This window comes from Tritonibacter mobilis F1926 (assembly GCF_000376545.2).
GTDB classification, from domain to species: domain Bacteria; phylum Pseudomonadota; class Alphaproteobacteria; order Rhodobacterales; family Rhodobacteraceae; genus Epibacterium; species Epibacterium mobile.
Genome location: NZ_CP015231.1, coordinates 731,436 through 750,466, shown reverse-complemented (window position 1 = coordinate 750,466; position 19,031 = coordinate 731,436). Strand labels below are relative to the sequence as shown.

General features: G+C 62.0%; 20 protein-coding genes. 11 read left to right on the top strand and 9 right to left on the bottom strand.

Annotation, left to right across the window (positions count from 1 at the left end; genetic code table 11):
• Positions 1-128 precede the first annotated feature (128 nt).
• Both betI and K529_RS19005 read left to right on the top strand, forming a co-directional pair.
• Positions 129-704: a choline-binding transcriptional repressor BetI gene (betI, locus tag K529_RS19010; protein ID WP_040643005.1), complete on the top strand. Its 576-nt coding sequence runs from the start codon at positions 129-131 to the stop codon at positions 702-704.
• Between the two features lie 190 nt (positions 705-894).
• Positions 895-1,863, top strand: coding sequence for a Hint domain-containing protein (locus K529_RS19005; RefSeq protein WP_005636092.1), 969 nt, complete (start codon positions 895-897; stop codon positions 1,861-1,863).
• A 78-nt stretch (positions 1,864-1,941) separates the two neighbouring features.
• On the opposite strand, the gene K529_RS19000 is transcribed toward K529_RS19005, so the two are convergent.
• Complete coding sequence (locus K529_RS19000) at positions 1,942-2,355, bottom strand: ASCH domain-containing protein (protein ID WP_005636090.1); 414 nt, start codon at positions 2,353-2,355, stop codon at positions 1,942-1,944.
• An 86-nt stretch (positions 2,356-2,441) separates the two neighbouring features.
• Complete coding sequence (locus K529_RS18995; RefSeq protein WP_005636089.1) at positions 2,442-3,404, bottom strand: acetyl-CoA carboxylase carboxyltransferase subunit alpha; 963 nt, start codon at positions 3,402-3,404, stop codon at positions 2,442-2,444.
• Between the two features lie 212 nt (positions 3,405-3,616).
• On the opposite strand from K529_RS18995, the gene K529_RS18990 reads away from it, so the two are divergent.
• On the top strand, positions 3,617-4,450 hold the full coding sequence (locus K529_RS18990; protein ID WP_005636088.1) for an AraC family transcriptional regulator: 834 nt from the start codon (positions 3,617-3,619) through the stop codon (positions 4,448-4,450).
• Between the two features lie 101 nt (positions 4,451-4,551).
• On the opposite strand, the gene K529_RS18985 is transcribed toward K529_RS18990, so the two are convergent.
• Entirely contained in the window at positions 4,552-5,154 is a 603-nt protein-coding gene (locus K529_RS18985) for a LysE family translocator (protein ID WP_040643006.1), read from the bottom strand.
• 76 nt (positions 5,155-5,230) lie between these two features.
• On the opposite strand from K529_RS18985, the gene K529_RS18980 reads away from it, so the two are divergent.
• Together K529_RS18980 and K529_RS18975 are read left to right on the top strand one after the other, a co-directional pair.
• Positions 5,231-5,683: an Lrp/AsnC family transcriptional regulator gene (locus K529_RS18980; RefSeq protein ID WP_040643004.1), complete on the top strand. Its 453-nt coding sequence runs from the start codon at positions 5,231-5,233 to the stop codon at positions 5,681-5,683.
• A gap of 619 nt (positions 5,684-6,302) precedes the next feature.
• On the top strand, positions 6,303-6,671 hold the full coding sequence (locus K529_RS18975; RefSeq protein ID WP_005675675.1) for a VOC family protein: 369 nt from the start codon (positions 6,303-6,305) through the stop codon (positions 6,669-6,671).
• A 112-nt stretch (positions 6,672-6,783) separates the two neighbouring features.
• On the opposite strand, the gene K529_RS18970 is transcribed toward K529_RS18975, so the two are convergent.
• Positions 6,784-7,746: an L-malyl-CoA/beta-methylmalyl-CoA lyase gene (locus K529_RS18970; protein ID WP_046002543.1), complete on the bottom strand. Its 963-nt coding sequence runs from the start codon at positions 7,744-7,746 to the stop codon at positions 6,784-6,786.
• A gap of 308 nt (positions 7,747-8,054) precedes the next feature.
• Here K529_RS18970 and dgcN point away from each other — a divergent pair, with 308 nt between their 5' ends.
• The 3 genes from dgcN to K529_RS18955 all read left to right on the top strand — a co-directional run bounded on the left by dgcN (position 8,055) and on the right by K529_RS18955 (position 10,998).
• Positions 8,055-9,056, top strand: a complete 1,002-nt coding sequence (gene dgcN / locus K529_RS18965) for an N-acetyltransferase DgcN (RefSeq protein ID WP_005657305.1) — start codon at positions 8,055-8,057, stop codon at positions 9,054-9,056.
• A gap of 105 nt (positions 9,057-9,161) precedes the next feature.
• Entirely contained in the window at positions 9,162-10,127 is a 966-nt protein-coding gene (dgcA, locus tag K529_RS18960; protein ID WP_046002544.1) for an N-acetyl-D-Glu racemase DgcA, read from the top strand.
• A 10-nt stretch (positions 10,128-10,137) separates the two neighbouring features.
• Positions 10,138-10,998: a D-amino-acid transaminase gene (locus K529_RS18955; RefSeq protein WP_005664442.1), complete on the top strand. Its 861-nt coding sequence runs from the start codon at positions 10,138-10,140 to the stop codon at positions 10,996-10,998.
• Between the two features lie 64 nt (positions 10,999-11,062).
• Here the strand turns inward: K529_RS18955 and K529_RS18950 are convergent, their stop codons facing one another.
• Together K529_RS18950 and K529_RS18945 are read right to left on the bottom strand one after the other, a co-directional pair.
• Entirely contained in the window at positions 11,063-11,857 is a 795-nt protein-coding gene (locus K529_RS18950) for a DODA-type extradiol aromatic ring-opening family dioxygenase (protein ID WP_046002545.1), read from the bottom strand.
• Between the two features lie 187 nt (positions 11,858-12,044).
• Complete coding sequence (locus K529_RS18945) at positions 12,045-12,377, bottom strand: DUF1244 domain-containing protein (RefSeq protein WP_005643952.1); 333 nt, start codon at positions 12,375-12,377, stop codon at positions 12,045-12,047.
• 186 nt (positions 12,378-12,563) lie between these two features.
• Here K529_RS18945 and K529_RS18940 point away from each other — a divergent pair, with 186 nt between their 5' ends.
• On the top strand, positions 12,564-13,544 hold the full coding sequence (locus K529_RS18940; protein ID WP_046002546.1) for a calcium/sodium antiporter: 981 nt from the start codon (positions 12,564-12,566) through the stop codon (positions 13,542-13,544).
• Positions 13,545-13,562: 18 nt separating this feature from the next.
• On the opposite strand, the gene K529_RS18935 is transcribed toward K529_RS18940, so the two are convergent.
• Positions 13,563-14,990, bottom strand: a complete 1,428-nt coding sequence (locus tag K529_RS18935) for a S8 family serine peptidase (protein ID WP_052699546.1) — start codon at positions 14,988-14,990, stop codon at positions 13,563-13,565.
• A gap of 102 nt (positions 14,991-15,092) precedes the next feature.
• On the opposite strand from K529_RS18935, the gene K529_RS18930 reads away from it, so the two are divergent.
• Positions 15,093-15,587, top strand: a complete 495-nt coding sequence (locus K529_RS18930) for an RNA polymerase sigma factor (protein WP_040643909.1) — start codon at positions 15,093-15,095, stop codon at positions 15,585-15,587.
• 38 nt (positions 15,588-15,625) lie between these two features.
• A complete protein-coding gene (locus K529_RS18925; protein ID WP_046002547.1) occupies positions 15,626-16,378 on the top strand; it encodes an anti-sigma factor family protein in 753 nt (250 codons plus the stop codon).
• Positions 16,379-16,387: 9 nt separating this feature from the next.
• Here the strand turns inward: K529_RS18925 and K529_RS18920 are convergent, their stop codons facing one another.
• Together K529_RS18920 and K529_RS18915 are read right to left on the bottom strand one after the other, a co-directional pair.
• Positions 16,388-17,971, bottom strand: a complete 1,584-nt coding sequence (locus K529_RS18920; RefSeq protein WP_046002548.1) for an ABC transporter transmembrane domain-containing protein — start codon at positions 17,969-17,971, stop codon at positions 16,388-16,390.
• A complete protein-coding gene (locus K529_RS18915) occupies positions 17,968-19,020 on the bottom strand; it encodes a P-loop NTPase family protein (protein ID WP_046002549.1) in 1,053 nt (350 codons plus the stop codon). The genes K529_RS18920 and K529_RS18915 overlap by 4 nt, the downstream gene beginning before the upstream one ends.
• Positions 19,021-19,031 lie beyond the last annotated feature (11 nt).

Sequence of the window (19,031 nt, the reverse complement as noted above, 5' to 3'; positions counted from 1 at the left end):
CCCACCCCTCCCCCGCGCGCTCCCTTGCGGGTCGGGGTGGGCCCACGCATTACATCGCGCGACGGCGGGATTGACCCGCCGCCGCGCGCTTGTCATTGGCAGGCCACGACCAGACGCAGGAGACAGCGATGCCCAAACTTGGAATGGAGCCAAAGCGCCGCGCCGCGCTGGTGTCCGCGGTGATCGATGAAATCGGTGAAACCCGCTCGCTTGATGTGACCGTGGCCCAGATCGCCCGCCGTGCCGGCATGAGCAGCGGCCTTGCGCATCACTATTTTGGCAGCAAAGAACAGATGCTGATCGCCGCAATGCGGTTCATTCTCGCCGAATTCTCCGCCCATGTCCGCGTGGAGCTGGCCAGCGCCCAAGACCCCCGCGCGCGCCTAGATGCGATCATCCGCGCCAATTTTGCCGCCCATGTGTTTGACCCGCGCAAAACCTCCGCATGGCTCAGCTTTTACGCTCTGGCACAATCCAACCCGCATGCCGCGCATCTGATGCAGCTTTATCAAAAACGATTGCGCAGCAACCTCTTGTTTGATTTGCGCCAACTCACTGCACGCCCCGTCCCGATCGCCGAAAGCCTTGCCGCCTTGATCGACGGCGTCTATCTGCGCGCGGCCCTGAATGAGACAGGAAACCGCGAAACCGCCGCCGCACAGGTCTCTGAAGCGCTCGATATGTTCCTACGCGCGCAGCGCTGATCGCCCTGTTTCCACCGCCAAAAGACACCGGCAGAGCGGGGATTTATCAACACACCCAAGGAAGCCGCCAAAAATTATTGTCGTTTTGTCGCTAAACCTGTGCCACAATTTTCAGAATTATAAATCTGAAGTTAAGAAATCCGGCGACTACAGGCAAAAGAATCGGTCGCCCGACACGGGGTAAGAGGCAGTGGCGCAGTATAATGTTACAGCGTTTAGATGGTCAGGTACCGGGTATAATGCCCAGTATAATACCTCTTACTCTGCGGTTATTGACGATGATGACCCCTATCTGAACGGACCCGGCGACAACAATGAAACCGTCAGCATCAATGGCGGCCCCTCCTATGTGACCGGCGGCTCGCCCTATGATATTAACGTCTCCTTCACTGACACCAGCGGCAATGCGCATGTGGAGACCTTCTACTTTTTCTATGTAAACAACAGCTGGTATTTCATTCCGGGACCGGGCTCTGCCTTTTCCGTCGGTGCCACGCTTGGCAGTTATCAAAGCCACACCACCACGCCGACGCTCTACAGCACCATTGTCTGCTTCGTGCGTGGGACCATGATTGAGACCGACACGGGCCTGACAGCGGTCGAGGATCTGCGCGCAGGCACTCTGGTGCGGACCAGTGATGGGGGTTTCAAGCCCCTGCGCCTCTCCCTGAGCCGCAAAATCAGCGCAACCGCGTTGCGCACAAACCCAAAGCTTGCCCCGGTGCGGATCATGGCAGGCGCTTTGGGCAACAGCTTGCCGCAACGCGACCTTCTGGTCTCGCGTCAGCACCGCATGCTGGTCTCCTCCAAGATCTGCGAACGGATGTTTGGGCAAACCGACGTCTTGCTGGCAGCCCATCAACTGACAGAGTTGCCGGGCATTTTCGCAGAGCCGGGGTATGGCGAAGTGGAGTATTTTCACCTCGTCTTTGATCGTCATGAGGTCATCTATGCCGAAGGGGCCCCGACCGAGAGTTTCTTTCCCGGCCCCGAGGCGATCAAATCAATGCCTCGCGCGGCCCGTGCCGAACTCTTTGCCATTTTCCCGCAGCTGAAAAACTGGAAAGACGCGCCGCAACCAGCATTTCAGATCCCACCGGGCAAATTGCAACGCAAACTCGTGGCGCGCCACCTCAAACACAATCGACCGCTGCTCTGAATATGACGTTCAAATGGTCCGTCCGGGCCATTGTGGAGTGAGACGGCGGCAGAAAAACCGCCGGAGCCGCAATATCCGCTATCCAAAATTTTCAACGAGCAAGAACCGTTCCCAGAGGATCTGCATATCCGGTGAGAACCCGCCATTGCGCTCAAAATAGGCGCGATGGCCGCGACGCCAGCCGTCTAGGCTGTCGTCCTCCCCCTCCGCCAAGGCCATCGCCTCGGTGACCTCGTCAAACCTGCACTGAATCAACTCGACCGTTTCGATCACAAGGGCCGGCCTGTCATCCCAATGGAGCGCGATATCCCGTCGCCCAATTTGCGGCATCGGTTCGCCATTTTCAAAATCCCGCACCGCGCCGCAAGTGGCGACCTTCTTACCGCTGCGCACAAGCGCCAACAGCGCCGCGCTCAATTCAGCACTATCGCCAAACTTAAACGTCTGCGCAGTTGGATAGCGGTGTTTCAGCAGCTTGAGCGTCTCAGACATCCCTGCGCCCCTCCCGGACTTATAAAAATAGCCCCCGCCAATAATTTGGCGAGGGCTCTCAAATCTCCATCAGCGCTGCGCCATAATCAGGCTGCCAACCCCTTTGAGCCGATATCAAGGAACTTCTTGCGCCGATCGGTGATCAGCGCCTTGGCGTCCATGTCCTTCATTTCCGCCAGCATTTCCGTGATCGCGGCACCCACAGCGCGGTAGCTGGCTTCGGGGTCGCGATGTGCGCCGCCCAGCGGCTCGGGGATCACACGGTCCACCACCTCGAGCGTTTTTAGATCCTGCGCGGTCAGACGCAGCGCCTCGGCGGCCTCGCGCATTTTTTCGGCGTCTTTCCACAGGATCGACGCACAGCCCTCGGGCGAAATCACCGAATAAACCGAATGCTCCAGCATCGCGACGCGGTTGGCGGTGGCAAATGCAACAGCGCCGCCAGACCCACCTTCGCCAATAATCACAGAGATCACCGGCACGCCGATCTTCAGGCTCATCTCGGTAGAACGTGCAATCGCCTCGGATTGGCCACGCTCTTCGGCACCCTTGCCAGGATAGGCTCCGGTGGTGTCCACCAGCGTGATCACCGGCAGGCCGAACCGTCCCGCCATCTCCATCAGGCGCACCGCCTTGCGGTAGCCTTCGGGGCGCGCCATGCCAAAGTTATGGGTGATGCGCGATTTGGTGTCAGAGCCCTTCTCGTGCCCAATCACCACCACCGGCTGGTCGTTAAAGCGCGCAAGCCCCCCCATCACCGCAAGGTCATCGGCAAAGTTGCGATCCCCCGCGAGCGGCGTGTACTCGCTAAAGAGCTTTTCGATATAGTCCTTGCAGTGCGGACGTTCCGGGTGGCGTGCTACCTGACATTTGCGCCATGCGGTCAGATCCGCATAGAGATCTTTCAGAAGCTGCGCGGCTTTCTTGTCCAGCGCGGAGGCTTCGTCATCCACATCCATTTCTTCGTTGGTGCGCGCCATCGCCCGCAGCTCTTCCGCCTTGCCTTCGATTTCGGCGAGGGGTTTTTCGAATTCAAGATACTGGGTCATGCTGTCTCTACTGTCACGGTTTGCCCGTTATATGGACTTCTGCCGCGCCCGATGCAACTCTCCGTGTCGGATAAGGCCCATCACGGCGTTTGAGCAGCGAGGCTCCGCCTCCGATCTGAAGGTCGCAGCTGGACGCTTGCGCAAACTCAGCAAGATTTGTCACGCGCGGTTCTGGCATCACACGGGTGGCACGATGACAAAAGGACAGGCGGATGGCCCAGAGTTACGAAGATCGCATCCTGCGGGTGCTGGATTATATCCACGACAACCCGGCAGGGGATCTCAGCCTTGATCGGCTGGCGGATGTGGCCGCGATGTCGCGGTTTCACTGGCATCGGGTGTTTCGCGCCCTCACCGGCGAAACCTGCGGCCAGTCGGTGCGCCGCATCCGGCTGCATCGCGCGGCTGTGGCACTGGCAAATTCGGATGCCTCAATCGAGGACATCGCCGCCACCGTGGGCTATCCCAACCGCTATTCCTTTTCGCGTGCCTTCACCACCGCCTACGGCCACGCGCCGGGGGCCTTTCGCGCCAAAGGGCAGCACCTGCCGCCCATAGCGCTTCGCGATCCAAAGGAGCTTTCTATGTATGATGTCACCCTGCGCACCGAACCGGCGCGCCGCCTTGTAACTGTCTCCCATATCGGCCCCTACGCCGAAATCGGACGGGCGTTCGAACATTTCTCAGCGCTGGTCAACAGCCGTAACCTCTGGCCAAATCTGGGGACGGTGATGGGGGTCTATATGGATGCCCCGGGCGAGGTACCCGAAGCGGAGCTGCGCAGCTTTGCCGGTGCGGAGTATCATGACACCGACACCCCCGAAGGGCTGGAGCCGTTTGAAATCCCCGGTGGCAAGGCGGCCATTCTGACCTTCAAAGGCCCCTATGCCGGGCTCTCTGCCGCCTATGACAGCCTGTTTGGCGGCTGGCTGCCGCAATCAGGTGAAACCCCGGCGGATGAACCCTGCTATGAGATTTACCTGAACGATCCCCGCAGCACCGCACCGGAGGAGCTGCTCACCGAAATCGTACTGCCGTTGAAGTAGGTCATCCTTTTTCGACACCGTCGAAAAAAGGGCGCGCAAAGCCCCCTCGACGGGGGTTTTGCGCGCCACAACCCGATGTGCGCATCTGGGTCCGCAGGGGATCAATGCGGCCAGATCACCGGATAAAGCGAAGCCACCAGCAGCACCGCCATGCTCCAATTGAACAGGGTCAGACGTCTGGGGCTGGTCAAAAACCGCGCCATCTGCTGGCCAAGTACGGTCCAGGACCCCACCGAAGGCAGGTTGATCGCACCAAAGACCACCCCGACCACAAGGATCGCCCAGAGCGTATGATCCGGCGTGTAGGCGCTGATCGCTGTCAGCGCCATTGCCCAGGCCTTTGGATTGACCCACTGAAACGCCGCCGCCTGCAAAAACGTCATAGGCGTGCCTGCATCATTGCCCGCGCCCGTCTTGGCCGCGCCCGCGTTGGCAATCTTCCATGCCAGATAGAGCAGATAGACAACGGAGCCGACCTTCAGCACCGTGTAGCTTACCGGATAGGCGTCAAAGACCTGCACCAACCCCGCGCCCACCAAGAGCACCATGAACACAAACCCCAGCGCCACTCCCAGCATATGCGGGATGGTACGGCGAAAGCCGAAATTCGCACCCGATGCCATCAGCATCAGGTTGTTCGGCCCCGGTGTGATCGAGGAAACAAAGGCAAAGAGCGCAAGTGCGGCAAGAAGGTCATAGGTCATCATGCGCAATAATGTGCGTCTATACGGGGGAAATGAAATTGCGATCTCGCGCGCAAGCCCGCTATAATCGCAACAAATGGCGAAAACAGATCGAATAAACCAACATATATTGCAAGAACTGAGCCGCGACGGGCGGATCTCAAACCTTGAACTTGCAGAGCGCGTCGGCCTGTCCCCCTCAGCCTGCCTGCGCCGGGTGCAGGAGCTTGAACGCGCAGGTGTCATCACCGGCTACCGCGCCGTTCTGGACCCTCAGGCGATGGGCGTCGGGTTCGTGACCTATATCGGCGTCGGTCTTGGCGAACACACCAAGGAAGCGCAGGCCGCCTTTGAGCGCGCCATGTCCAGCGCGCCGGAGGTGGTGGAGTGCCACAATATTACCGGCACCATCGAGTATCTTTTGCGAGTCGAATGCGCCGACCTCAAGAGCTACAAACAGTTCCACACCGAAATCCTCGGCACCTCGCCCTTTGTGACGGCGATCACGACATATGTGGTGATGGGATCCCCCAAGGACCAGCGCGCCTGATCCTTGGGCAAGGTCTGCGCGAGGCGTTGCGCATAGCGCGGACGCCCTGGCAGGGGAATATTTCGGATCTGCCGCTAGGATCTCAGGTGATCGCGATCATCGACCGGACCTGACACCCCGGTCACACCAGGAACCGGCTTTCCCGCGAGGGAAGCGTGCAGAGACAACGTTTAGCGCGCGGGTGGATACACCCGTCCATCTCCGATCTGGCGGCGCCGCCTCCTTATCGTCAACATTATTATCGTCCTCATCATCCAGATCCCCACCCAATCCGAGGATCACCTAGTCAGCAAGACCGATACGGCGCCCGATCCCGGGACACGCCGGCCATTGTGCTGCTGACAAACCCCAGGGCTGAGCGTTTGCGCCGCGCTGCGCGCGCCGCCGAAGGGCCGGGGGCCGCGCCTTCGGCGCGGCCCCCGGCTTGGCCCAACGCTTTTGGATCAGGCTTGCTCTGATCCGCAAAGGGGCGGGAGCACTCCCCCTCCTGCCCGTCACCTTCACCGCAGACCCTCAGATCGCGCAACCTGTCGTTCGCGCTTAGACTGCGCGTTGACCTCGACCCCGCTTGAGAACCGAGACTCCTTTGCGTCACGGCCATTTTCAGGGGACAGTCAGTATGAAAATTACCACAGCGGGTCTTATATTATTCACGTCGCACTATCAGGCGTGCGTCACCTTTTATCGGGACTGTTTGAGATTGAGGCTGCTCCATAGCATCAATCGTCCCGGAGAGACCCTGAGTACTTTTGATCTGGGTGGCGCTTATTTGATGATCGAACCGGCGGAAGATCTCGCCGCGCCTCTGGCCAGACTGCCACTGAAGTTGCGATTTAATGTGCCCGACATCAAAGCAAGCTGTGAAGACCTGCGGCAACGGGGTGTTGAGGTGCGTTTACTCCACCACGGATGGGGCAGCACTGCGGAGTTTTGCGACCCCGCGGGTACGCGCTGCGCCTTGCGGTCTGATGCAGGGTTCGGGGTTTGAACCCGGCCCGTATTGGCCCCATCTGCATCGAGGAGGAACGCGAGGGAGCGAGGCTCTGCCTCGCGCTCCGGGATATTTTTAGTTAAAAGAGGAGGGGTGTAGGGGCCGTGTTTTAGCTGTTTTGGGCAATAAGTTCGGACTGCGCCACGATGACTTCGGCCTGTTTGATCGAGGCGATGTCGACCAGGCGGCCTTTGTAGACGGTTGCGCCTGCGCCGCTGGCTTTGGCCGCGTCCATGGCGGCGAGGATGTCGCGCGCCTCGGCAACTGCCTCGTCCGAGGGGGTGAAAACCTGATTGGCCAGGGCGATCTGTTTGGGGTGAATCGCCCATTTGCCGACCATGCCCAGCGTCGCGGAGCGTTTGGCCTGCGCGATATAGCCCTCGTCATCGGAGAAATCGCCAAAGGGACCATCCACCGGCAACACGCCATGGGTGCGACAGGCGGCAACGATGGCGGCTTGCGCCCAATGCCAAGGATCGGACCAGTGTTTGGTGCCGTCACGCAGCATGTAGTAGTTTTCCTGCGTGCCACCGATACCGGTGGTCTGCATCCCCATGGAGGCGGCGAAATCCGCCGCGCCGAGGCTCATGGCCTGCAGGCGCGGGCTGCTGGCGGCGATGGCCTCGACATGGGCGATGCCTGCCGCAGATTCGATAATGACTTCAAAGCTGACCGGCTTTTGGCGGCCCTTGGCGCGTTCGATCGCGGTGACCAGCGCATCCACCGCATAGACATCCTCGGCGCAGCCCACCTTGGGGATCATGATCTGATCAAGCCGTTCGCCCGCCTGTTCCATCAGGTCCACCACATCGCGGTACCAATAGGGCGTATCCAGCCCGTTGATGCGCACGCTCAGGGTCTTAGTGCCCCAATCGACCGTATTGATCGCCTCGATCACATTGGCGCGGGCCTGATCCTTGTCTGAGGGGGCCACGGAATCTTCGAGATCGAGGTTGATCACATCCGCCGCAGAGGCGGCCATTTTGGCAAAGAGTTTCGTGTTGGAGCCGGGGCCAAACAGCTGGCAGCGGTTGGGGCGGGCCGGGGGCGTGGGCTGAAGGCGAAAGCTCATCTCTGGTCTCTCCGGGTTCATAAATTCCAAAATCGGTTCACGTTTTGGTATTTCGTTGCTCAACAGATGGCAAGTCTTATTTGCAATTGCAGCATTTCAGCGATGCCGCATCTGCATAGTCTTTCAACGCGATCCGCGCCATCTTGGGCGTATTTTGTCATCAAGTGGGAGATTCTTCGATAACTAGACCCAATACTCGAAGAAATCTCCTCGAAGATCCGCTGCACCGGCGAATTAGACAGGAAGTTGCAGCGCGATTGCCGCAAGCTACCTTGAACTCTGACGAATTCCAAAAAAGGACGCTGGATATGATCGAGACCCCTTATCTCCTGTTCCTCGGCGATGCGCCCGACATGCTGGCCGCCAAGGTTGCCATTGGCATCCGCGACTGGCGCCCCGACCATGCGGTGGGCCAGATCAGCCTGCCCGGCTGCGGCGCAAACCTCGGCCTCACCGAGATGACCCTTGAAGAAGCCAAAGCCGCTGGTGCCAAAACGCTGGTGATCGGTGTCGCCAACCGGGGCGGCAAGATCAGTCAGGAATGGAAAAAAGTGCTGGTGCAGGCGCTGGAAGAGGGCTTTGACCTTGCCTCCGGGCTGCACAACCTTCTGCGCGACGAGCCGGATCTGGCCGCCGTTGCCGAAGCAACCGGGCGCAAATTGCATGATGTGCGGGTGCCGTCGGTGCAGTATCCGATTGCCGATGGCGTGAAGCGTCGCGGCAAGCGCTGCCTTGCGGTGGGCACCGATTGTTCGGTGGGCAAAATGTACACCGCACTGGCGATGGACGCCGAGATGCAGGCGCGCGGTATGAAATCGACCTTCCGTGCGACGGGTCAGACCGGCATTCTGATCACCGGTGACGGTGTGCCGCTGGATGCGGTGATCGCCGACTTCATGGCGGGCTCCATCGAGTATCTGACCCCCGACAATGATGACGATCACTGGGACCTGATCGAGGGTCAGGGATCGCTGTTCCACGTGTCCTATTCCGGTGTGACCATGGCGCTGGTGCATGGCGGCCAGCCGGATGCGCTGATCCTGTGTCACGAGCCCACCCGCACCCATATGCGCGGTCTGCCCGATTACGATGTGCCCTCGCTGGAGGAGCTGCGCGATGTCGCCCTGCCGCTGGCGCAACGGGCCAACAAGGACTGCAAGATCGTCGGGATTTCCGTCAACACCCAGCATCTGGGTGAGGAGGAAGCCGTAGCCTACCTGAAAGAAGTTGAGGGCCGTATGGGCCTGCCTGCGGTGGACCCCTATCGCCATGGCGCCGGTCGTCTGGTGGACGCGCTGGCTGCGGTCTGATTGAACATCTTTGCCGGGGGCGTCTGTGGATCGCGCAGGAGCCTCCGGCGGGGATATTTTTGAGAAGATGAAGAAGGGGTGGCGGCGCTGCCCGAAGGGAGAGCCATGAAAATCACTGTCACCCCCGATGTGTTCAAACTGGCGCAGGTTTTTACCATCTCGCGCGGATCGCGCACCGAGGCCAAGGTGCTGACGGTTCGGGTTGAGGATGGAGATCATGTGGGCTGGGGCGAATGTGTGCCCTATGCACGCTATGATGAGACGCTGGAGTCGGTGACCGCTCAGATCAAAGCACTGCCTGACGTGTTTACGCGCGAGGAACTGCAATCGCTACTGCCCGCAGGAGCCGCGCGCAACGCGGTGGATTGTGCCCTGTGGGATCTGGAGGCCAAAAAGGCTGGCAAGCCGGTCTGGGAATTGGCCGGGCTGGATCAGCCGGGGCCGGAGATCACCGCCTATACGCTGTCGCTGGCCTCTCCTGAAGAGATGCAGAAACAAGCCGCAGAGAATGCCCATCGTCCACTGTTGAAGATCAAGCTCGGCACGCCCGAGGATATGCCCCGCCTTGAGGCGGTGCGCGCGGGCGCGCCCGAGGCGCGGATCATCATTGACGCCAATGAGGGCTGGTCGGCTGAGGTTTACGCCGAACTGGCACCGCATCTTGTGCGCCTTGGGGTGGAGCTGGTGGAGCAACCCCTGCCCGCAGGCGAAGATGAGGCGCTGATCGGCATGGAACGTCCGGTGCCGGTCTGCGCCGATGAGAGCGCGCATGACTGCGCCAGCCTGCCGAAACTCAAGGGCAAATATGATGTTGTGAACATCAAACTGGACAAAACCGGCGGTCTGACAGAAGCCTTGAAATTGCGCGATGCGGCTCTGGCCGAGGGCTATCAGGTGATGGTCGGCTGCATGGTGGGATCGTCGCTGGCCATGGCCCCCGCGACACTGGTGGCGCAGGGTGCGTTGGTGACGGATCTTGACGGGCCGCTGCTTCTGGCCGAAGACCGTCCCGAACCGCTGACTTTTGACGCCGAGGGGGTGCACCCCCCACGGCCTGCGCTCTGGGGCTAAGGAGACGACCATGACCCGTACCGTATATGTAAACGGCGACTACCTGCCGGAAACCGAGGCCAAGGTCTCTATCTTTGATCGCGGCTTTCTGATGGCGGATGCGGTCTATGAGGTGACCTCGGTGCTGGGCGGCAAGCTCATTGATTTTGAGGGCCACGCGGTGCGCCTGAAGCGGTCCTTGGATGAGCTCGATATGGCCGAGCCCTGCACCAAGGACGAACTGCTGGAGATCCACCGCAAGCTGGTGGAGCTGAATGACATCGACGAGGGGCTGGTCTATTTGCAGGTCACGCGCGGCTCGGACGGGGACCGGGATTTTGTGTTCCCATCGGAGGATACAAAGCCGACCATCGTGTTGTTTACGCAGAACAAACCGGGCCTTGCGGACAGTGCTGCGGCCAAGGTGGGTGCCAAGATCATCTCCATCGAGGACATCCGCTGGGGCCGTCGCGACATCAAGACCGTGCAGCTGTTGTACCCCTCAATGGGCAAGATGATGGCGAAGAAAGCCGGCGCCGATGATGCCTGGATGATCGAGGATGGCCATGTGACCGAGGGCACCTCCAACAACGCCTATTTCGTCAAGGATGGCGTGATCGTCACACGCCCACTGTCCAATGACATCCTGCACGGGATCACCCGCAAGGCGGTGCTGCGCATGGCCGAAGAGGCGCAGTTGAAGGTCGAAGAACGCCTGTTCACCATCGACGAGGCAAAAGCGGCGGATGAGGCGTTCACGACCTCGGCCTCGGCCTTTGTGATGCCGGTTGTGGAGATCGACGGCGTGGCCCTAGGCGACGGCACACCCGGTCCAATCGCCAAGCGTCTGCGCGAGATCTACCTTGAGGAAAGCATCAAGGCGGCTGTGTGATCCCGCGCAAGACCTGACGGAATTCTTCAAAAGGCCACCCCCAAAAGGGTGGCCTTTTTTCATATCAGTCGAACCGAAAGCCCGAGGCGGTCACACCGCCGAATATCTCGGTCTGGTGATAGATCCGGGTCATCCTGTCCTGCTCTGCTGCACCAAGGGCGGCAAATATCGGGGCAAGGTGGTCCTCTTGGGCGTGGCACTCGCGCGCATAGGGGGCCTGTTCCCAGTTCATCAGCGCCTTGGTCCGCGCCTCTGGCGAGAGCATCAGCGCCTCATTCAACCAAGCATCAAACGCCACGGACGGCACGCGCGCACCGGGGCCAAAGGCGCGCAGGTTGTGATAGCTGAGACCGGAGCCGATGATGACCACGCCTTCGTCGCGCAAGGGAGCCAGCGCACGGCCCATGGCGAAATGCGCCGCCGGGTCATAGCCCTGTTGCAACGACACCTGATAGAGCGGCACATCCGCCTCCGGGTAGATCACCGCCATCGGGGCAAAGGTGCCGTGATCATAGCCCATTTCCGCATCAAGCCGCGTCGGCAGGCCCGCCGCCGCAAGCAGCGCATGGGTGCGCGCAGCCAGATCCGGCGCGCCGGGAGCGGGATAGGTGATCTGATAGGTTTCGGGCGGAAAACCGGTGTAGTCATAGACCATCGGCGGCTGCGAGTTGGACATCACCGCAAAGCCCTCGGTCTCCCAATGGCCGGAGATCATCAGCACCGCTTTGGGGCGCTCTGGCAACTGATCCGGCATCGCCTTGAGAGAGGCCTCCAACGGGGCAAACTGCGCCCGCCAGTCCGGCAGCCACGGCCATGGGCCACCACCATGAGAGATAAAGAATGTGGGCATGCGGGTCATGAGAACTCTCCCGGGGTGCAGGATTGTGGAACTCTCATCAAGCTAGGCATGCGCATCAGGGCTGCCTAGGCGCAGGTCCGCACAGAGCCTGTGCAAGGGGTGTGCAGGATCTGCCCTGCGATACATGAAACAGCGCCCGGCTGATGCGCGGGCGCTGTCCGTTTCTTTTGATAACAAGGGTCGGCCGTCAGCCCTTGTCGGTGCCAACATTCTCAGCAAAGGACTTTTTGAAGGCCTCCTGTTTGTCGGCGCCTGCGTCTGTCTGATAGTTGGCTTTCCACTCGTCCATGGTCATGCCGTAAAAGATTTCGCGCGCCTGCGCCTTGTCCATCTCGATGCCCTTGTCGTTGGCGGCCTCCTGATACCAGCGGCTCAGACAATTACGGCAAAAGCCTGCGAGGTTCATCATGTCGATGTTCTGCACATCGGTGCGGTCCTGCATCAGATGTTGGCGCAGGCGGCGAAAGGCGGCCGCCTCCAGTTCGATCTGGGTCTGGGCGTCGATCTCGGGCGTGGTCATGGCTGGCTCCTGTCCTTGGGTTGATCCAGAGGTAGCAACGCCAGCGCAATGCGGCAAGGCATGCGGTTTCAATGCCCTGATCACAGGGTGAAAAATCGCAGCGACGCCCTCTTGAAAGCGCACCCGCTGCGGGCCAATTGAAGCGGATTGAAACATGCCGCGCGAGACGCGGTCGGAGTGATAATCATGTGGGAAACCGGGCTGTTGCTCGTGGTGGGCCTTGCGCTGTTGATGGCAGGCGGGGAGCTTTTGGTGCGCGGGGCAGTTCAGGCCGCCACACGGTTGGGTGTCTCGCCGCTGGTGATCGGCCTTACATTGGTGGGCTTTGGCACATCGATGCCGGAACTGGTGACATCTGTGCAGGCGGGCCTGAGTGGCGCGCCGGGGATCGCCTATGGCAATATAGTTGGCTCCAACATTGCCAATATCCTGCTGATTGCGGGTGTTTCGGCGCTCTTGTGCCCGATCCTTGTCGCACGCTCTGCCCTGCGGCGTGATGCGGCGGTGATGCTGGGGGTTGCGGCAGCCTTTGCTGCGGTCGCTGCGGTGGTTCCGATGGGGCGGCTGGTGGGGTTTGCGATGGTGGCCGCACTGCTGGGCTACATCGGTTTTGTGATCCGGCAGGAACGCCACAGCACCGCGCATGGCGCGCTTCATGACAAGGGGCAGGCCCTCTCGGAGGCGGACCCAAACCTTGCCCCTTCGACCGCACCTGTGGGCCGGTCACTAATTGTGTCGCTGTTGATTGCGCTGCTCGGATTGGTTCTGGTGGTGGTGGGCGGTGCCGCATTGGTCAAAGGCGCTGTGGCCCTTGCGCGCGGCTTTGACGTCTCGGAAACCGTGATCGGGCTGACCATTGTGGCCGTCGGAACCTCCATGCCGGAACTGGTGACATCCGTGATTGCGGCGCTCAAACGTCAGGGGGATGTGGCCTTTGGCAATGTGGTGGGCTCCAACATCTACAACATCCTCGGCATCGGCGGCACCACCGCGCTGATTGCGCCCTCGGATCTGCCGCCCGAGATCTTAGGCTTTGATGCGCCGCTGATGGTCGCGGTCTCTGCATTGTTTGTGTTCTTTGCCGCAACGGGGTTGCGCATCGGTCGCCGCGAGGGCGCGCTCTTGCTGGCCGGCTACGGCGCTTATGCGTGGTCGCTCTGGCCCTGAAGCATCGGGGCCTGCGCCCTAGCCCGCCCCGCCCGGCTGCACCTGACACAGCGGGTTGATCACCGGGCTGAGGCCAGACCCAAAGACGCTGTCCTCACCCACCTCCCCCAGATCAGTGGCCTTCGCCTTGAGCCGTGCGGCAATCTCGGGCGGGGTCATTTCGGGCGCGTCCCGGCGCAAGAGCGCTGCCGCCGCGCTCACGAAGGGCACCGCAAAGGAGGTTCCGGTCTTCCACTTCGCGCCGCGCACAGAGGCCGCCGTCCAGACCGCAACGCCGGGTGCCGCGAGATCGATATGCGGTCCCTGCACGGCGCGTCTATAAACATTGCGGTCCCGGTCCACCGCCGTCACCGCGATCACCTCTGGAATGGCGGAAGGGTACAGGGGATCAGACTGCGGACCGGCGTTGCCAGCGGCGGCGACCACCACCAGATTGCGGCTGTCGATCAAGTCGCCCAGCAATGCCGCAAGTGCGGCGTTGGGTAGTCCGGCAAGGCTCAGGTTCATCACATCGATGTCTTCCTGCGCAATGCGGTCAATGGCATCCATCAAAGAGAACACATCGGCGCGCTCATCACCGCCCGCACGGTGAAACGGGTCAATCGCCACCACTTCCGCCTGCGGCAGCAGGCCGGGCGAGCGGGTGCCGGGGTTGCCCACCAAAAGCGCCGCCACCGCAGTGCCATGAAGCGCGCGTGAGGCCGTGTCCCCCAAAGGTTTGAAATCAAGCACCCGAAGGGCCGCCCCCTCAAAGGTCTCGTGATCGGGGTTGAGACCAGTATCCACCAGCCCGATGCGCACGCCTTCGCCACAGGACATGGCGCGCGCATCCGGTATAGGCCAGCCAAAGGAGGCGCGGATCGGACATTCCAAGCCGTTGCAATCCGGATCGAACCCCTGCTCGCTGCGGTAATAGTGGTTAAGGTCTGCGCCCGCACCGCTGGAGCGTGCGCGCACCAGATCCCGCGCCGCGTTGAGCGAGGTCGCCTCTGGAATGCGCAGCCGATGCGCGGTGGTCTGAAGCGTGTTGAGCGTGCGCGTTTCAATCAGCGCAAAGCCCTGCGCCTCTAGTGCCGCAAGATCCTCTCCCGCAAGCGACAGCACGACGATTTCATCCGGCACCGCAACCGGGGGTGGCGGGGCTGCGCGGCGGCGAGGGGCGGCTGCCTCACGCCGTGGGAACAGGCGGCGCAGAAAGCCTCCGCCCTGCTCGCCCGTGCGGGGCCGCGCATCGCGTTCGCCGCGCCGGGGGCTGTCACGATCATCATCGTCACCGTCGTCATCATCGCCGTCGTCGTCCCCATCATCACCACTGTCGTCGCCCCCGTCATCCCCGCCGTCATCATCGTCCGCGCGTGCAATGCCGACCTCAGGATCGAAAAGCGGCACCAGTGCAGGGGCGACCAATATCAAAGCTGCAAATATCAAAATCCAAATATGACGCATCCTGATTTGTCCTTTCTTGCCGACGCTCTGAATACGCATGGCGACCACAGTTATTCCGTGTCATATAAGAAGAAATTTTCCGCAAGCCCAGAAGAGCCCCCGTTGTCCGAACCCGAATTTGAGTCCGCACTGATCGCGCTTTTGCCAAATCTCTACCGTTTCGCATTGCGCCTGTCGCGCAAGGGCGATCTGGCCGAGGATCTGGTGCAAATCGCAGTGGAACGGGCCTTGGCGACGCGCGAAACCTATGATCCGACCCTGCGGTTGGAGCCGTGGCTGATCCGTATCCTGCGCAATGCATGGATCGACATGACACGCCGCAGCAAAACCCGCGGGGTGGAGTTGGATGTCTACGACACCCCAGATGCCGCCGTGGTGGATGGCGCGCGCGTGACCGAACAGGCCTTGATGCTAGATGCCACCGAACGGGCCATGGCCACATTGCCGGAGGGTCAGCGCGAAATCCTGCTGCTGGTCTGCTATCAGGAGCTCTCATACGCCGAGACCGCCGAGATCCTCGATATCCCCAAAGGCACCGTTATGAGCCGCCTGTCCCGCGCCCGCAAAGCGCTTTCGGAAAAACTGGGAATAAACTGACGTCAGGGCCGTATGCGTCATGACCTTAGGAGAACGACATGAATCAGGACCACATCCCAGACGAGGTATTGATGGCATATGCCGATGGCGAACTGCCCGCTGACGAGGCGGCAGCGCTTGAGACACGGCTGTCTGAGGATGCAGATCTGGCGGCGCGCGTGCAGGTGTTCTCTGCCAGTGCCGCCGCCCTGCAGGGTCTGAAACAGGCCGACACGTCAGCAGCCATGCCCGCCGGGCTCGAACAGGCGCTGCGGGCGCGTGTCGCGTCTGCAGCGGTAGGTGCGCCCGCGATGGTTGCGGCAGATCCGGTGCCTGCGGGCAATGTGGTGGCCTTTCCACAACGGCGTGTGCCGCTCTGGACCGGGGCGCTGGCGGCAACTGTTGCGTTGGCCGTCGGCCTTGGCGCGGGGTTGTTGGCGGGCAAGGGCACAGGCCCCAGTGGCAACGCGGACCCGGTCGTTGCCGCACTCGACAGCCTGCCCTCGGGCGCGGCGACAACGCTTGTGGATGGCACAGAGCTGCGCATGGTGGCGAGCTTCAACAGTTCTGACGGGGCGCTGTGTCGCGAATATGAACAAATCGGCCAGAATGCGACGGGTCAGCTGACGGTCGCCTGTCGCGATCAAGGCGCATGGGTGCCGCAGTTGGTGCTGGCGCTTGGTGGGGCCGAGGGCTATGCGCCTGCCTCTGCACCAGAGCTGCTGGACCTTTATTACATGCAGTCAGAGGCGGGGTCGGTCCTGTCACCCGACGAAGAGCGTGCAGCCCTTGCGGCACTGACGCGCAACTGAGGCAGGGGATTACCCCCCTGCCCTCACTTCACTCATATCGTTGGTTTTGCGCTCAAACGGCAGAGCAATCGCAGAGATCACGGTGGCCTCACGCTTTTGCACATACCGCATGAGGCGCGCGCGGGTCTGATCGTCCAGCATACGCACCTCTGGCCCGATCAGCAGCAGGCCCGGTTTGCGCAGCCTGACCCGCGCCCATGAGATCAGCACCCGTTCGCTCAGTGACAGCATACGTCCGCCCTCGCTGATGCGCCCATCCAGACCGCCCAGACGATCCAGCAACGGGCTGAGGTGACAGCGTTCGACCAGTCGCAGCAGGCGTGCATCGCTGGGGCGTTCTTCCAGCCCCAATGTCAGCACCCGGCGCAGGGAGCCTTGCAAGATCACAGCCGCCCCGTCGATCCGCCCAATGCGGCGGCGCAGGCTCCCGGCAGAGAGGTCTTGCAACGGGCGCTCACCCAGCATCACCTCGCCAGAGGGCGCCCCGTCCAACCGTTGGATCACATCGCAAAGTGACGCAAAATCAATCGGTTCGAGATCCATCACCTGCCGCGTCGCAGCCTCCAGCCTGCAGGTGATCTGCTGCCCGCTGGGCAGGGCCACCTGATGAAGCGCGACCGTGAGCGCGCCTTTGGGAAGGGCGCGGCGGGCGGCGGGCGTGGGGCGTTGCGCGCGGCTGAGCGCGGAGCAGAGTTTTTGTTGCGCAGCGCGATGGGCGGCGCGCAGGTTCCACAGGCTGCCAAGGTCGCGCATCGGCTGCAACAACAGACCCAGCGCGGCCAGCGCCCCCGCGATGGTGCCGGGGCTGATGCCGCTGCGAAAGCCTGCAACGATCACCGCCGCAGCCGCAGCACCTGCCATCAGATCAGGCACGGCCTTCAGCGCTTCGGCCCATGTGATGCGGCGCAGGGCGACCTCGATCATCGCCGAGAGCTGCCGGTTCATTTGCCGTGCCTCGCGCCGTCGCCGCCCCAACATATCGAGATGCGGTGCCAGTGGCATTCGTTCGGCCATATCGGCGGCGATGCTGGCGCGGCGCTGGCGCAGGTCCTGATGCAGAGGCAAGAGTTTCCAACCCGCCAGCAGGATCACCGCAATCCCAAAACTCAGGATCGGCAGCACCACCAGCGCCAGCAGCGGGGCCATCAGCGCCAGCGCAATCAGGGCACAGGGCACCATCACAAGGGCTGCGATCAGGCGCGGCAGACCCAGCGCCAGCCAATTGCGAAAGGCGGTCATATCCCCCACAAAGCGCAGTGACATATAGCCGGTGCGCCGGGTGGCCACCGCGCGGGCTGGCATGCGGGCAGCATGATCAAACAAGGCCCGGCGCAGGCTGCGGGCATAGTCCTGACCGAGCCGCTCGCCCGCGCGCCGCGCCAGCACCCGCACCGTCGCGGTGGCAACACCAGAGAGCACCAGCGCCGCAAGCATCGGCACAGGCAGCGCCGTTTCCTGATGCATCGCATCAAACAGCGCGCGGGTGGCAAAGGCAGCCAGCCCCATGGCCCCGCCTTGCAGCAGCACCAAAAAGCTGACCAGCGCCAGCCCGCGTTTGCGGGCCGGGGTCAGGAGGGGCGGCACCGGGGTCATGCGCTGTGGCGCAGATCGGGCAAGGCGCGCAGGGCAAAGGTGTTGGCCTCTGCGGGATCGGCCAGATCCTCTTTGCGCAGGACGGTGACACCGGTTGCGGCCTCAGCTTCGGCCACCGCCATGGGCGAGCAGCTGACGATCCCGGTGAGCGCGTCGGGGCGCAGCCCGTGACGTGCAAGCTCTGCCACGCCACCCGCAGCCGCCACCGCATCGCCGCAGGCAAAAAGCAGCCCGGAGATACGCGCCTGAAACGCCGGGTCCGCAATGATCTGTGCGGTCTCGCGCTGGAAAAGCCCGTCCGCAATCTCCATCACCGCGATGTCGCAGCGGTTTTCGGCGGCATGGTGCAACAGGCGATCCATCCCCTGTTTCACACGGGCAAGCGGCTCGTGAAAGGTGGTGACCATCCCCGCATCGGTGAAATCGGCCACCAGATGCGCGCCGGTATCGGCATATTCATTATAGTCGCCAAAGGCACCGGTGCCCGTCCCTTTGAGCGCCGCGACACGGTAGCCCGCCCGCCGCAGACCCAGCGCCAATTGCGCGGTGGCCAGTGTTTTGCCGGAGTTCATGGCGGTGCCGAGGACGGCGATCACCGGGATGTCCTGCGCCCGTGCGGTGTTTTGCAGAGCAAACTGTTCAAGGTTCACAGGTTGGCCGGCGTCATCCAACAGCCGCGCCGCCGGGATCAGCCGTGTTGCGGCCCGCACCCGGCTGTTGCGCGCCACCATACGCCCGATACAGCCGCCACCGGCAAGCAGATCCGCACCGTTGGCGTCGATCTCGGCGATGCCTTCGAACTGATCGGGCGCGTAGCGCGCGCCACAGGCCAGTACCACCGCATCCCCGGGATAGATGAACGAGGGCCGCCCGGAGGTCAGTTGCACGCGCTTGTGTTGGCCAAGCTCGGCCACATGGGCGAGGATCAGATCGCCGGGGCGGGCCTGATCAAAGGCGGGATCGCCCGCGGCCACCACCGCGCGGTCGACGCGGCGGGTCGAAAAGGTCCATTTGGCATCGGTCAGTTGCGAAAGGTCAAAACGGGTCATGTGAGGTCTCC